The sequence below is a fragment of the Enterococcus sp. DIV0660C genome, assembly GCF_017316125.1.
Lineage (GTDB): Bacteria > Bacillota > Bacilli > Lactobacillales > Enterococcaceae > Enterococcus_B.
The window spans coordinates 1-13,586 of sequence record NZ_JAFLWA010000020.1 but is presented as its reverse complement, the minus strand read 5'-3'; the positions used below and the strand labels follow the sequence as shown (position 1 = coordinate 13,586).

The following is a 13,586-nucleotide window of genomic DNA, read 5'->3' as shown; positions in this document are numbered from 1 at the left end:
TAAGCTGTATACTGGATGTAATCAAATAAATAGAAAATGAGGATAAAGCGATGGCGATTTTAATACCAGATTTTCAATTAGCAGCTACAGCACACATCGGAGTAGTCGCATTAACTGTTTCAAACTTAGTGAAAATGACTGATTTTTATGAACGTGTCATTGGGTTGACGTTACTGGAATCAACAGAAAATCAAAGTTTTTTAGGCGTGGAAGATCAAGTGTTGCTGATTTTAACCAAAATCGAAAATCCATTACCAGTTACTAGAAAAACTGGGCTATATCATGTCGCCTTTTTATTACCGACGCGAGAAGCATTGGGAGATGCCTTGCTTCATTATTTACAAGTCAAAGCGCCGATTGCTGGTGCTAGCGATCATGGGTATAGTGAAGCCTTGTATTTAACCGATCCAGAAGGAAATGGCATCGAAGTTTATCGAGATAAGCCGATGCGCGAATGGCAAATCAAAGAAGATGGCGAAATCGTCGGAGTAACCGAAGCATTAGATGGCGATGGTGTACTAGAATCAGCTAGTCGCCATTGGCATGGATTTCCTAAGGGATCGATTGTAGGTCATATTCATTTAAAAGTCAGAGATTTAGATCAAACACAAACATTTTTTACAGAAGTGCTAGGCTTGAGTTTAAAAAATGATTTTGGTAACCAAGCAAAATTTTTTGCGGCTGGTTCTTATCATCACCATATTGGCAGCAATATTTGGTTAGGCACAAATATTCCAGCAATGGCGCCTAATGATCTGGGCTTGAATTACTATACGTTTGAAGTACCGCTAGCTGAATTAACTCGTCTAGAAGAATATTGGAAAACAAAAGCAATCGACTATGAGAAAAATGAAGAAGGACAATTGATTCTCTTTGATCCAAATGGAATCCAAGTCAGAATCACTGGTAGAAAATCATAAATTGAGGGATAAAATTGACAAAGTATCGTCTCCTTGCTATAGTTAAGTGGAAAATAAATAAACCTAGATGAATGGGGAATTTTTGTGAGTGTAGTAGGTATCTAATTAGTAAGTTGAATAACCGATGAACCAATAGAGGTTTATTTGGTGTGCTTATGAGTGATACCTGTCAGAAGAACATACTTTTTGACTTTTTAAGGATGGGACACAACTTTTAAGCTGTGTTGCGTCCTTTTTTTGTACGGAAAAAGACGTAACAAGCGATAGTGGTTTGTGTTATTTCATCGTACTTTGAAAAAGGCTTAAGGTAAGTGTTTGTTTTTTACAATAAAAGTTTTCTAGGGATTTATTTATTTTAGGACGGGTATCTCTTCGTAGAAAAGGAGAGAATATGAATAATCAAATGATTGAAAAATTACAATTTAATGAAATCAAAGAAGAAGTAAAAAAACGTGCGATCGGACAATACACCAAGGAGCGAATTGAACAAACAACTGTTCAAACAAATTTGCAAACTGTTCAAGTTTGGCAAGTGGAGACGAAAGAAGCACGGACAATTTTAGAAAGTAACCAACACGTACCATTTATGGGCCTTAGTCGAATTGGTCATTTAACAGAGCAAGTGAAAAAAGGATTGATTTTAACCCCTGCAGACTTGATTGAGTATGCTGATTTTTTGAGAAGTAGTCGAATGATTACGAAGTTTTTTGAGAAAAATCAATATCAAACACCCACTTTACATGCGTATACCAATCATTTGCCAGACTTGTTGGCAGTGGAAGAAATGATTTATCAAAAAATCACGAACCAACAAGTGAGTGATGACGCTTCACGAAATTTACGAAAAGTACGAAAACACCTACAGAATTTAGAAAAAGAAATTCAAGAACGTTTACTAAAAATTTTACGTCATCCAAATCATAAAGAAATGATCCAAGAGGCAATGATTGTTCGAAAGGGTGAGCATTACACGATTCCGATCAAGGCAAGTTATAAAAATAAATTTTCAGGAACGATTATTGAACAATCAAATAAAGGGACGACCGTTTTTATGGAACCAGCAGTTATTGCTAAGTCAAATGAGCAATACCAGTTGCTAAAAGCAGAAGAAATTGCGGAAGAATACCAAGTGTTAGCTGAATTAACTGGATTGCTAGCAGAAGAAGAACAAGCAATCAGTTTGATTATTGAAACGATTACAGCGTTAGATATCATTTTTGCTCGTGCGAAGTATAGCCGTGAATTACAAGGTGTCACACCACGAATCAATAAATCAGAAAGAATTTCAATCAAGCAAGGGAAACATCCTTTCTTAGCTGAACATGCAGTGCCGTTAGACTTTGACTTAGGGATTGATTATCGTGGCTTGGTGATTACAGGTGCGAACGCTGGTGGGAAAACAGTTGTATTGAAAACAGTAGGATTATTTACACTCATGGCGATGTTCGGTTTACAAGTCCCAGCACAAGAAGGGACAGAACTCGCTATTTTTGACGAATTATTTGTAGACATTGGCGATCAACAAAACTTAGAAAATGCTTTGAGTACGTTCTCTGGTCATATGCAAAATATTGCAGAAATTTTAAAAAAGGTGAACAGAAATACGTTAGTTTTACTTGATGAAATCGGCAGTGGAACAGAGCCTAATGAAGGCGCAGCGTTGGCTGTTGCAATCATGGAAACGATGTATGAGAAAGGCGCCTTGCTTGTTGCAACGACTCATTATGGTGAAATCAAGAAGTTTGCTAAGGAACATGAAGATTTTATCCCTGCAGCAATGGCGTTTGATAGAGACGCTTTACAACCAAAATACTTGTTACAAGTAGGTGAAACAGGTGATAGTCAAGCGTTGTGGATTGCGAAAAAAATGAAAATGTCTTCCGCGCTGATTGACCAAGCGCAAAAATATATCCAACAAAAAACGTATCAAACAGAGAAAAAAGATTTTGCAGAACTAGGCTCAAAAGTAGGAACTAACGCGACTGAGTTTGTCAAACGATGTTTTGATAAAGGAGATCGTGTATGGTTAACAGAATATCAAAAAGAGGGACTAGTATTTGAAGATGATGGTTCAGAAAGAGTAGTGATTTACTTAAACGACGAAAAAATAGCAGTCCTTCGTCAACGCGTGCAGTTCAGACGAAGTGCAAGTGAATTGTACCCTGAAGGATACGATCTAGATAGTCTATTTGTAGACTTTAAAACAAGAAAAAAACAACGTGATTTAGAAAGAGGATCGAAAAAGGCGCATAAAGAGCTGTTGAAAGAAATGCGTACACGACAACATCAAAAGAAAAAAGAACCCGATATTCACTAAAGGAGATAACCCGCTATGATAGTGTTTTCGTGGGGCTTAAGTTAAAATAAAATGGAACGAGTTTTGAGAAAGGAGTTGTTAACAGATGAAAATTACGCAAAATTGGCGAGAAGAAATCAAAACAATTCCCAATGGGCTTTCGCTTTTTCGGATCGTTTTGTTGCCAATATATCTTTATTTTGTTTGGCAACGTGCCTTTTATTTGGCGGGAATAGTGATTGCTGTCTCAGGATTAACTGATTTTTTAGATGGCTACATCGCGCGTCGTTTTAACCAAGTTACCGAATTAGGAAAATTGCTAGATCCTTTATCTGACAAACTTACACAATTTGTGTTGATTTTATCAATGGCATGGTATCGACCATGGATCTGGCTATTGTTAGGATTATTTGTAATAAAAGAGGGCTTTATGCTAGTTGCAGGGATAATTGGGCTGAAACATAAGGTGAAATTAAGTGGAGCCAAATGGTATGGAAAATTGGCAACAGCAGTGATTTACTTAGGTATGGTGATTTTATTAGTCTTTCCTCGATTGGCTGAAACTTGGGTAAGAGTCATTTTCAGCGTGATTGCCTTATGTTTGATGTTATCATTTATTCTATATGCATTAGAGTATCGAAAAATGTTGCGTTCGACTAAACTTAATTAGCTGTTTATAAAAAAAGTTGTGGCACAAAGCGTTAAGTTTCAAACAATCAAGGTGCTTTTCCGAAAATAGTTTTCATATTTTTAAGAAAAGAAAATTTATTTTGGAGAAGTTGCTTTGGAAACACTGTTTATTCGGGGAAAAAGGCTGTGACAATATATTGTCACAGCCTTTTTTTGTGGAAAAGATTCAATAATCTTTATTTTTTGATAATCATATTGATTGCTTGTTCTAATTTTTTTGCTTGTTCTTCAGGATTGGTTTCAGGTTTTTCAAAACAATTTTTAAGATTGTCAGCAACAATCATTCCCATTACTCGATCGATACTTGAACGGACTGCGGTTAGCTGAGTGATGACGTCAATGCACTCTTGTTCATTTTCAATCATTTTTTGAATACCGCGGATTTGTCCTTCAGTCCGTTTCAGACGATTCATGATTTTTTTTGTTTCTTTGGCTTCTTTTTCCAATATGACGTCCTCCTTTGATGATAATAAATGAAATATACCTTAGGTAGGTATTTTTTGCAAATAAAAATCTTTTTTTCAAAGTGAAAAAACTATTTCTCTTGACAGTTTCGAAATCCTCCTGTTAAATATACCCCGTGAGGTATATTTATAAAAAAGAAAAGAGGGAAGGCAATGTTTTCATTTTTTAAGGTCATTCCGACAATCACTACACAAGAATTAGCTGAAAAACTACTAACTAATCCTAAGATTGTTGATGTTCGAACAAATTCTGAATACCAAGGGGGGCATATTCGACAAGCTAAGAATCTTCCTTTGGCCCGGATTAATCATTATCGTGGGAATCAAGAAGAAACCATTTATGTGATTTGTCAATCTGGTATGCGGAGTAAACAAGCTGTTAAGAAGTTAAGAAAAGCAGGCTATCCTGCAGTGAATGTTCGTGGTGGCATGAATCAATGGCGTGGAACGAAAGTGAGAGGGAAATAAAATGAAAATTATTATTATTGGTGGTGTAGCTGGCGGGATGTCTGCTGCTACGAGATTACGACGCTTGATGGAAGAGGCGGAGATTATCGTGTTTGAAAAGGGCCCGTTTGTTTCATTTGCAAACTGTGGATTACCCTATTTTGTTTCAGGAGAAATTGATGAGCGAGAAAAATTATTAGTTCAAACACCGGAAGCTTTGGCCGCTCGTTTTCGCTTAGATGTCCGACCAAACCATGAAGTAGTGAATATTTCTCCCGAAGAGAAACAGATCGAAGTGGTAGCAAATGGGCGAAAAGAAATAGTTGCATATGATGTACTGATTTTATCACCAGGGGCAAAACCATTTGTTCCTAATATTTCGGGGATTTCGACAGCAGAAAATGTTTTTTCAATCAGAAATGTACCTGATATTGACCGAATCATGCACGCGTTGGAAGCAAAACCTAAAAATGCGGTTGTTGTTGGCGCAGGCTTCATCGGATTAGAGATGGCAGAAAATTTACAAAAGATCGGGTTGCAAGTCACGATTGTGGAGCAAGCCCCCCACGTCTTACCGACCCTTGACGAAGAGATGGCAGTCTATGTTCAACAAGAACTAGTCAAACAAGGTGTAGCGGTCTTGACGAGTCAATCAGTCGTGGGATTTGAAGAAAAAGGGAAAAAACTTCGTTTAGCAAATGGTGAAACGTTGACTTCTGATTTGACGATTTTATCAGTTGGTGTTCAACCAGAAAGTACGTTAGCTGAAAAAGCTGGATTAAAATTGGGCTTACGTGGTGGGATCATTGTGAATGAAAACTATCAAACAAGTAACTCTTCAATTTATGCTGTGGGAGATGCAATTGTAGTCAAACAACAAATCACTGGTGAAGATGCATTGATTTCATTGGCTTCTCCAGCCAATCGTCAAGGGAGACAAGTTGCTGATGTTATTGCTGGGTTACCGAGAACAAATCAAGGAAGTATCGGAACAGCAATTGTTCGAACGTTTGATTTAGCTGCAGGTTCAACTGGTTTAAGTGAAAAAAGTGCGAAAGCAGCTGGGTTGCCAGTGCAAGTGACACATGTGCTTGGAAAAAGTCACGCTTCTTACTATCCGGGAGCAACTGAGTTATTGTTAAAATTAATTTTTAATCCAATGACTGGTGAAATTTATGGCGCACAGGGTGTGGGAGCTACAGGAGTTGATAAGCGTCTAGATATTTTAGCAACAGCAATCAAAGGACAGCTGACGGTTTTTGATTTGCCTGAATTAGAATTGACGTACGCGCCACCGTTTGGTTCGGCAAAAGATCCAGTGAATTTATTGGGATATGCGGCGATGAATATCGTGGAAGGAGTCAGTGAGACTATACAGTGGCATGAACTTGCTACGGCATTAGAAAACGGAAAGATTCTTTTAGATGTGCGCAACGAGAATGAACTAGCTAACGGAAAATTTAAAGAAGCAATCAATATTCCGCTCAATGATTTGCGCGAGCGTTTAGATGAGTTGGATCAAAGCAAAGAATACATTGTGAGTTGCCATAGTGGGTTGCGTAGTTATCTTGCAGAGCGTATTTTGAAGCAAGCAGGGTTTCGTGTGAAAAATTTAGATGGTGCATTTGCACTGTATAAAATGGTGTTGCCAGAGGAGATTAGTTATGTATAGAAGTATTGGTCCTGCAGAATTTTATCAAGAAACAAAAAAGAAAAGTGTACCTATTATTGATGTCCGTGAATCGGTAGAGTACCAAATGGGGCATGTGCCAAATGCAGAATCGTTTCCACTAAGTGAGCTAGAATCGATCAGCTCACAATTGACCAAAGAGAAGACGTATTATGTTATCTGTCAATCAGGTGGACGTTCAGCAACTGCTTGTAATTGGTTAGCTTCAGAAGGATTTGATGTCATTAATGTGATGGGTGGAACTTCCGCTTGGCCAGACCGTTTAGTTTAGATGGAACTGAGTGACTGTGAGTGATTTTAATAAATGATTTAAAGAAATAATCTGCTTGTAGCTTTGGGGACTTGGTTTTATTAGACAAATTCCATAGAGTGTTTATGTTTCTTTTTCTTGATTTGTTTTATACTAAAACGAATATTGAAGAATAAGGACGGGATCCAGACATGAAGAAATTTGTTACAAGTCTAGCAGTGACCGTTACTGCTTCGGGATTGTTTTTTTTAGCACAACCAGTCTTGGCAGAAACAACGGGAATAACACAAACAACTAGCTCGACAAGTATCGAGGAAACAGTGGCAACGAGTGAGTCACAATCAGTACCACAACCAATTGAGTCAACAGAATCAACGATTACTTCTGATGCAAACGAAACGACGACATCTTCAACACAGCGGTTCGACCCTGATTGGTTTCAAAAATTGGAAGAACGACGAAAAGAAATCGAACAGTCTTTAGAGGATGCCAAGAACAAACTGAAAGAAAATCAAGAAACGATCCATCAAGATTTGACTGAATTAAAAGAGAACGCCCAAAAAAATCATGAACAATTGGAACAAAATTTAGCTCATGCACAAGAAATTGCTGATGCGACACAAAAAGATATTGATGGAAAAATTCAAAAAGCAAAAGAGATTCAAGAACAAATCCATTCATTGGGGACAGACGCATCCACGACTTTAACTAATACACAATCAGATATTGAAGCAGCGAGTGCTGAAATTGATGCAAAAATTCAAGATGCACAAGCGGCAATTGAAGATGCAAAGGCAAAGAAAACAGATCTTGAGTCAAGTATCGGGCGAATCAAGTCGATTTTACATTCAGCTGGTTCTAACATAGAGAACCAAGACGTTTATGCCACTGATACGAAGCAAAGTGTGGAGCCTTTGGCAGCTAGCTCTACGGTAAAAGAACTACCAAAAACAAACGACGAACAATCAGTTGGGTTAGCTGTCTTAGGATTCAGTTTGATTAGTCTCACAGCTTTTTTAATGAAAAAAAGAGCCTAAACAGGTTTAGTTAGACTAAGCAGGAAGAAATTGATTCTAGTGTTTCAAACGAAAATAGGCTAAAGTAATTTAGAAAAAGGAGTTGCATCAGTAACTCCCCAACAGCACCGTTTAAGACGGTGGCCAGATTTATTTAACGAAAAAATAATCGTCCTAGTTAGAGGAAGTAGACGGTTATTTTTTTTGTCTTGGTTGACTACTGCTAGGATGCCAAAAATAATCGTTGCGATTAACGAGCCGAAAACAATCATTCGCTCCAAAGCTGATCCAACAGGCGAAAAGGCTTCTCTTCTCTCTGAATGTTGGAAGTACGCACATACGCATCCCCTCACTTTTAATTGGATAACCACCATCATAAACTCTACTGTCATTTGTTGGTATACCATGTGCATTAGTAAAAAAACTTGACTTTAAAATCATCATGGATGTTTTTTTATAGCGCATTCATTCATTTTTAGAAACGGAATAAAAGCATAGCTTTCTCAAAAATAGTAATCTATTTGAGGAGCTATGCTTTTGTTTTTTGCTAATCTGTGGAAAAGCTGTTTATCGTGTGATTACAGCGGTTCCGCTACAAGTAACCATTAACATACCATTGTCACTACCAAGAACCTCATAGTCCATTTTTACACCAATGATGGCGTTAGCACCAAGGGATTCTGCACGACGTGCCATTTCAGCTAGAGCTTCTTCTCGAGCTTGTAATAGCTCATCTTCGTAACTCTTTGAGCGTCCACCAAATACGTTCCGTAATCCTGCACCGATATCTTTAAAAACATTGATACCAGTAATCACTTCACCAAAAACGATCCCTTTATAAGCCTCGACCGTTGTTCCTTCAACACTATTTGTAGTTGTTGTAATCATATGATCACTCCTTTCATAGCAAAAGTATAACAAATTTTTTAATAAAGCGCTCTTTTTCAACTAAGGTGAGGATAAACTAAGTAAAAATTGCAACTTTGACTCGCGCTGTTTACAATGAAACTGGTGATAGAAAGAGGTGCGCACATGAAATTGAATCAAACCGATTTTCAATTATTTGATCGAGAAATATACACATTCAAACAGTTAAAAGAACAGTATTCAGCACAAGAAATCGAAGAAATCAAAGCGAAGTATAAGAAACAGTGGCAAAAATGGAAAACGTTACAGTTGGAAGTTGCAAAAGAATTGCCGGCAGAGTATGGAATGAAAAAACCAAAAGTTGAGAGTTGGACGAATGGTTGGAATTTACGAAGTCATTTTTGGAGTGCTTACCGCAGTGAAGATCGTCAGCAAGAAAATGCGTGTTTGGCTGTGTTATTAAATAAAAAACAATTTCAAGTTTATTTGATGTTTCAACATTACAAAAGTGACGAGCGAAGTGGTGGGGTAGAAGAATACAATGAATTGTTAGCTACATTATCAGAATGGAGCAAGCAAGTTGCGATCGAAAGGTATTACATTTGGCCTCAAGTAGAACACGAGTTGATTGATCACTTACCTTTGGCTACTTATTTAGCGGATACGAAAGGTCAAGAAACATTGAGAAAAGCAATGGGGGATCGTTCGTTTCAAATTGGTCGCTTGTTTTTTGAAACAGATGGTCCAGTAGAAGATCTTGTAGCGGAAACAACCAAAGCATTAAACGAGTTAGCTCCTCTGTATTTTGCATTAAAACAATAAACTTGTTTCTACTTTTCTAGCAAAGCTTGGGAAAATCCACAGCAGATAGCTTATCGGTTTTGCCTTTATCCCAGAACTACTTCTTTGGAAACCAAATCAAAAAGTGTTAGGAAAAGGAAGTGAGTGCGAGAACTAGCTCGTCAACTAGCGATCCAACAAACAAAAGAAACCACAGACGTAATTTGCAGAAAGTTTGCTGAATGAGAAGGATAATGTACCAGTATTTCTAGAAAAACAAGACAACTCAAAGCCAGTGACTGAGACGCTCGCGTACGCTTTTCTCTGAAGGAAAAGAACAGGTTCGCGAACGACATCCGTGATTGGACGAGAAGTGGTAAATTGTCATCCGCCAAAGAGCTTGCACATTGTTCAGCAAATCTTAGATGATTTTCGTTCAGGTATCTGTTCCGAAGTCGAATTTTAGATTGGTATGCGCGAAAAAAATCTATATTCGCTACTTTGTGTTAAAAAATGAAGTAAATAACTATCTCGGTGGTTTAGAAGTTACTCAAGATGTGACAGAAGTTCAATCACTTAGATTATTAGACTTAAACATCAATGACATAGGGTTGTAATGAGTGAAAATGCTCATTGCAACCTTTTCTGCTTTCTTGATAGCTATCAATGTTTCCTGTCTCTTTTTTGATTATTCTGTTATTGGAAAGTAAAGGAGGAATTAGGATGAAGAGTCAAAAAATGATTTTAAGTCATAAGAAGCAATTGATGATAGTGAGTGGTAGCTTTATTATTTTAGCGCTTGCTGCTAAGTTTTTTTTGTATCAAGAAGCGTATCGTTTAAGTATGGCGATTTCTGCTGTTTTTGGGCTTCTGCCAATTGGGCTTCAAGCATATCAAGCACTTAAAGTGAAAGTTATCAGTATTGACCTGTTAGTGACGATTGCGATTTTTGGTGCGTTTGCGATTGGTGAGTACAACGAGGCTGCAATTGTTGCTTTCTTATTTTTATTCGGTCATTTTCTTGAACAAAAAACATTAGAGAGAACGCGATCGGCTATTCAAAGTCTTGTTCAATTAGCCCCAACGACAGCTTGGAAATTCTTTGGAGACGCGTTGAAAAAGATCCCGATTGATGAGGTCGAGGAAGATGACTTGTTATTAGTTAAAACTGGCGCCCAAATTCCAGTAGATGGCGTAGTCATAGAAGGCGAAGGTTCAATTGACGAATCGAGCGTTACCGGTGAAGCAAAGCGAGTAGTGAAAAAAGCCAAGGATCAAGTATTTGCTGGAACGATTTTAGAAAATGGGACATTGAAAGTACAGGCAACGCGAGTCGGTGAAGAAACAACCTTTGGGAAAATCATTGAATTAGTTGAAGAAGCGCAAGACGCTAAATCGACAACTGAACGCTTTATTGATCGGTTTGCGACTTATTACACACCATTTGTGTTCATTCTTGCACTTTTAATTGGGGTGTTTTCTAAGGATATTCGTTTAGCAATCACAATTTTAGTTTTAGGATGTCCAGGAGCGTTAATCATTGGTGTTCCAGTGTCCAATGTTGCTGGGATTGGTAACGGTGCAAAAAACGGTGTGCTGGTCAAAGGTAGCGAAGTAATGCAGGCATTTAATCGAGTAGATACCATGGTTTTCGATAAAACAGGAACGTTAACTAATGGAAAACCAAGTGTTTCAAGTATCAAGTCTTATGGTCAATCAGCGACAAATATTCTACCACTCGTAGCTAGAATCGAACAAGAGTCGGATCATCCTTTGGGGCAGGCAATTGTAAAGTATGTGGAAAAACAAGTAGAAAATATGGAGCAATACCAAGTAACAGATACCACTGTGATCAAAGGAAAAGGAATTATTGCAACAGTAGCAGGAGAAAAGCTATTTATAGGTAATCGCCAATTGTTAAGCGATCAAGACATCTCTTTGACAGAAGCTGAATCGGATGAGCAACGACTACAAGAAGAAGGGGATTCTTTAGTATTTGTAGCAACAGAAAATAAAGTCGTCTTACTGATTGGAATCAAAGATCAACTTCGTGAGGGAGTCAAAGAAACTTTACAGAGTCTGCAAGAAAAAGGAATCAAACGACTAGTGATGTTATCTGGTGATAATCAACTGACTGCTGAAAGTGTAGGGAAAGAAATTGGTCTCTCGGAAATACATGGAAATTTATTACCAGAAGACAAAGCAACCTACATCAAAAAATTACAAGAAAAGGGTCAAGTCGTTGCTTTTGTTGGCGATGGAATCAATGACAGTCCTTCTTTGGCAATTGCAGACATTGGAATTGCAATGGGAAATGGGACAGATGTTGCGGTGGAAACGTCTGATATCGTTTTGATGCAATCTGATTTTAAAAAATTGATTTATGCGTATGATTTAACCAAAAAATCAGTTTTGAATATGAAAGAAAATATTGGAATTGCGTTAGGCACAGTTTTACTTTTACTGATTGGACTGATTTTTGGCTATGTCTATATGGCAAGTGGGATGTTATTTCATGAGTTAAGTATTTTACTAGTTGTTTTCAATGGAATGCGTTTATTATCTTATCGTCAAAAAAAAGAAAAAACTTGATAGAAATCAATTATTTAAAGAAACAAAGGAATTAAACTAAAAGTGTAGTGAAAGGGAGGAATCTATCATGAAAAAAGTAATTATCCAATTAGGGACATTAACTTGTCCGTCTTGCATGCAAAAAATCGAACAAGGACTTAGTCAACAAACCGGTGTTGAAAAAGTAACAGTTTTGTTTAATGCCAGCAAAGTAAAAGTTGAAATAAATGAAAAGGATATTCAACCAGAAGACCTAAGCAAAAAGATCGAAGCATTAGGTTATAACGTCGAAGGAATGAAAGTAAAGGAGCTAGCATAAGATGAACTCAATCCAAAAATATGAACAAGAAAAAATCCAAAGTGAACAAGATCATCATACGCCTACCGCTGCAGCGATGATTAGTCATATTTTATCTAACTTAGTTATTCATCGTATAAAACTTAAACAAACAAGAGCATACCTTAAAGGAAATCAACGTGGTTATTTAGAAACCAAGTTACCGACAATCATTTTCAAAGAAGATGAGTTGTTTGACGAATTAAGTCAGTTGGTATTAGATGAAGGAGAACTCATTCCAACAACGACTGCTGAATTTGTCGATTATGCCATGATTAAGGAGAGTGGGCAGTTGAAATATGATTCTCCTGAAAAAATGTTGACTGAGATGGTCACTGATTTTGCTACTCAAAATTTATTTGTTACTCGTGGAATTGTTTTGGCGGAAAAAGAAGGTAAATATGGATTAGCAAAATATCTCAAAGAATTATATGCTTGGCTTAATCACCAATTGTATACTTGGCAAAGTTATTTAGGAAAAGATATTCAAGAAGGATTAATGGAGGAAGAATAAGGAGGGGGTTACGTGGATCATCAACATTTGTGTGTCTCAGTCGTGCCATTGTTCAATCATCTGGCAGAAGCAGAACAGCAAAAAATCCATGAATTAGTGAGCCATCGAAAGTTTAAGAAAGGTGAACAAATCTTTTCGCCAGCTGATGATGCTCAATTAGTGATTGTTGCTCATGGAAAGTTGAAAGTGTATCAGCTTTCTTCTAGTGGCAAGGAGCAGTTATTGCGTGTTGCTTTGCCAGGAAGTTATGAGGGAGAGAGCCAATTGTTTGGTGTTCCCAATGATTCCTTATTTGCTGAAGCATTGGAGCCCACAGAAATTTGCTTGTTAAGACAACGAGATTTTTCAAATCTATTACTTCATTATCCAGCATTAAGTTTGAAATTGTTAGAAATTAATGCAGACAAAATGGCGAAGATTGAGCAACAAACACAATTTTTGATGATGGAAAAAGTGGAAGAACGTTTAGCTACGTATTTGCTTGATCTGTTTCAGGTAGAAGAAAATCCGCAATTGACACTGCCAATGAAAATGAAAGAATTGGCTGCCTTTTTGGGAACTACGCCTGAAACGTTATCTAGGAAATTCAAGTTGTTGGAGAAACAACAACTCATTCAACGAAAGGGACGAAACGTTGAATTGATGGATATAGAGGGATTAGAAGATCTATAAGATAGGTGCTGAAAAAAGAGGTTGTGGCGCAAAGCAATCAGCGCCGAAAAGATAGCTTATATTTATTTCAAA

15 protein-coding genes and 1 pseudogene are annotated in these 13,586 nt (G+C 37.4%); 13 read left to right on the top strand and 3 right to left on the bottom strand.

Translation table 11 applies throughout. The annotated features are described in order from the left end of the window. Nucleotides 1-50 precede the first annotated feature (50 nt). From DOK81_RS06070 to DOK81_RS06060, 3 genes are all read left to right on the top strand, one after another. Nucleotides 51-920 (top strand): VOC family protein, encoded by an 870-nt coding sequence (locus DOK81_RS06070; RefSeq protein WP_206909330.1) that lies wholly within the window; start codon nt 51-53, stop codon nt 918-920. Nucleotides 921-1,311: 391 nt separating this feature from the next. Beyond that, entirely contained in the window at nt 1,312-3,237 is a 1,926-nt protein-coding gene (locus DOK81_RS06065; RefSeq protein WP_206909328.1) for an endonuclease MutS2, read from the top strand. Nucleotides 3,238-3,322: 85 nt separating this feature from the next. Continuing rightward, nucleotides 3,323-3,886: a CDP-alcohol phosphatidyltransferase family protein gene (locus DOK81_RS06060; protein WP_206909326.1), complete on the top strand. Its 564-nt coding sequence runs from the start codon at nt 3,323-3,325 to the stop codon at nt 3,884-3,886. 196 nt (nt 3,887-4,082) lie between these two features. Here DOK81_RS06060 and DOK81_RS06055 read toward each other — a convergent pair whose 3' ends face one another. Then, nucleotides 4,083-4,319, bottom strand: coding sequence for a metal-sensitive transcriptional regulator (locus DOK81_RS06055; protein ID WP_206909448.1), 237 nt, complete (start codon nt 4,317-4,319; stop codon nt 4,083-4,085). Between the two features lie 204 nt (nt 4,320-4,523). Here DOK81_RS06055 and DOK81_RS06050 point away from each other — a divergent pair, with 204 nt between their 5' ends. From DOK81_RS06050 to DOK81_RS06035, 4 genes are all read left to right on the top strand, one after another. After that, a complete protein-coding gene (locus DOK81_RS06050) occupies nt 4,524-4,838 on the top strand; it encodes a rhodanese-like domain-containing protein (RefSeq protein WP_206909324.1) in 315 nt (104 codons plus the stop codon). Between the two features lies 1 nt (nt 4,839). Beyond that, nucleotides 4,840-6,489 (top strand): FAD-dependent oxidoreductase, encoded by a 1,650-nt coding sequence (locus DOK81_RS06045; protein ID WP_206909322.1) that lies wholly within the window; start codon nt 4,840-4,842, stop codon nt 6,487-6,489. Then, entirely contained in the window at nt 6,482-6,778 is a 297-nt protein-coding gene (locus DOK81_RS06040; RefSeq protein WP_206909320.1) for a rhodanese-like domain-containing protein, read from the top strand. The genes DOK81_RS06045 and DOK81_RS06040 overlap by 8 nt, the downstream gene beginning before the upstream one ends. A 170-nt stretch (nt 6,779-6,948) precedes the next feature. After that, the gene (locus DOK81_RS06035; protein ID WP_206909318.1) at nt 6,949-7,794 is read left to right on the top strand and encodes an LPXTG cell wall anchor domain-containing protein; all 846 of its coding nucleotides are present in this window, start codon (nt 6,949-6,951) and stop codon (nt 7,792-7,794) included. Nucleotides 7,795-7,853: 59 nt separating this feature from the next. On the opposite strand, the gene DOK81_RS12290 is transcribed toward DOK81_RS06035, so the two are convergent. Beyond that, nucleotides 7,854-8,165 (bottom strand): hypothetical protein, encoded by a 312-nt coding sequence (locus DOK81_RS12290; RefSeq protein WP_242589926.1) that lies wholly within the window; start codon nt 8,163-8,165, stop codon nt 7,854-7,856. A gap of 175 nt (nt 8,166-8,340) precedes the next feature. Continuing rightward, entirely contained in the window at nt 8,341-8,661 is a 321-nt protein-coding gene (locus DOK81_RS06025; RefSeq protein ID WP_206909316.1) for a putative heavy metal-binding protein, read from the bottom strand. A 144-nt stretch (nt 8,662-8,805) separates the two neighbouring features. On the opposite strand from DOK81_RS06025, the gene DOK81_RS06020 reads away from it, so the two are divergent. From DOK81_RS06020 to DOK81_RS05995, 6 genes and pseudogenes are all read left to right on the top strand, one after another. Continuing rightward, nucleotides 8,806-9,462 (top strand): HI_0552 family protein, encoded by a 657-nt coding sequence (locus tag DOK81_RS06020; protein WP_206909314.1) that lies wholly within the window; start codon nt 8,806-8,808, stop codon nt 9,460-9,462. A gap of 304 nt (nt 9,463-9,766) precedes the next feature. Further along, a pseudogene (locus tag DOK81_RS06015) lies at nt 9,767-10,037 on the top strand (PAS domain-containing protein); the annotation flags it as partial. A gap of 106 nt (nt 10,038-10,143) precedes the next feature. Continuing rightward, entirely contained in the window at nt 10,144-12,012 is a 1,869-nt protein-coding gene (locus DOK81_RS06010; protein ID WP_206909313.1) for a heavy metal translocating P-type ATPase, read from the top strand. 67 nt (nt 12,013-12,079) lie between these two features. Then, complete coding sequence (locus DOK81_RS06005; RefSeq protein ID WP_206909312.1) at nt 12,080-12,310, top strand: heavy metal-associated domain-containing protein; 231 nt, start codon at nt 12,080-12,082, stop codon at nt 12,308-12,310. Between the two features lies 1 nt (nt 12,311). Continuing rightward, nucleotides 12,312-12,842 carry a ferritin-like domain-containing protein gene (locus DOK81_RS06000; RefSeq protein WP_206909311.1) on the top strand — a complete coding sequence of 177 codons (531 nt, stop codon included), beginning with the start codon at nt 12,312-12,314 and terminating at the stop codon, nt 12,840-12,842. A gap of 12 nt (nt 12,843-12,854) precedes the next feature. Next, nucleotides 12,855-13,514: a Crp/Fnr family transcriptional regulator gene (locus DOK81_RS05995; RefSeq protein WP_206909310.1), complete on the top strand. Its 660-nt coding sequence runs from the start codon at nt 12,855-12,857 to the stop codon at nt 13,512-13,514. Nucleotides 13,515-13,586: the final 72 nt, after the last annotated feature.

What these genes read in the sequence shown, in the direction of transcription:
- DOK81_RS06070 (WP_206909330.1), top strand. Translation starts at nt 51, where the DNA reads ATGGCGATTTTAATACCAGATTTTCAATTAGCAGCTACAGCACACATC.
- DOK81_RS06065 (WP_206909328.1), top strand. Translation starts at nt 1,312, where the DNA reads ATGAATAATCAAATGATTGAAAAATTACAATTTAATGAAATCAAAGAA.
- DOK81_RS06060 (WP_206909326.1), top strand. Translation starts at nt 3,323, where the DNA reads ATGAAAATTACGCAAAATTGGCGAGAAGAAATCAAAACAATTCCCAAT.
- DOK81_RS06055 (WP_206909448.1), bottom strand. Translation starts at nt 4,319, where the DNA reads ATGAATCGTCTGAAACGGACTGAAGGACAAATCCGCGGTATTCAAAAA.
- DOK81_RS06050 (WP_206909324.1), top strand. Translation starts at nt 4,524, where the DNA reads ATGTTTTCATTTTTTAAGGTCATTCCGACAATCACTACACAAGAATTA.
- DOK81_RS06045 (WP_206909322.1), top strand. Translation starts at nt 4,840, where the DNA reads ATGAAAATTATTATTATTGGTGGTGTAGCTGGCGGGATGTCTGCTGCT.
- DOK81_RS06040 (WP_206909320.1), top strand. Translation starts at nt 6,482, where the DNA reads ATGTATAGAAGTATTGGTCCTGCAGAATTTTATCAAGAAACAAAAAAG.
- DOK81_RS06035 (WP_206909318.1), top strand. Translation starts at nt 6,949, where the DNA reads ATGAAGAAATTTGTTACAAGTCTAGCAGTGACCGTTACTGCTTCGGGA.
- DOK81_RS12290 (WP_242589926.1), bottom strand. Translation starts at nt 8,165, where the DNA reads ATGACAGTAGAGTTTATGATGGTGGTTATCCAATTAAAAGTGAGGGGA.
- DOK81_RS06025 (WP_206909316.1), bottom strand. Translation starts at nt 8,661, where the DNA reads ATGATTACAACAACTACAAATAGTGTTGAAGGAACAACGGTCGAGGCT.
- DOK81_RS06020 (WP_206909314.1), top strand. Translation starts at nt 8,806, where the DNA reads ATGAAATTGAATCAAACCGATTTTCAATTATTTGATCGAGAAATATAC.
- DOK81_RS06010 (WP_206909313.1), top strand. Translation starts at nt 10,144, where the DNA reads ATGAAGAGTCAAAAAATGATTTTAAGTCATAAGAAGCAATTGATGATA.
- DOK81_RS06005 (WP_206909312.1), top strand. Translation starts at nt 12,080, where the DNA reads ATGAAAAAAGTAATTATCCAATTAGGGACATTAACTTGTCCGTCTTGC.
- DOK81_RS06000 (WP_206909311.1), top strand. Translation starts at nt 12,312, where the DNA reads ATGAACTCAATCCAAAAATATGAACAAGAAAAAATCCAAAGTGAACAA.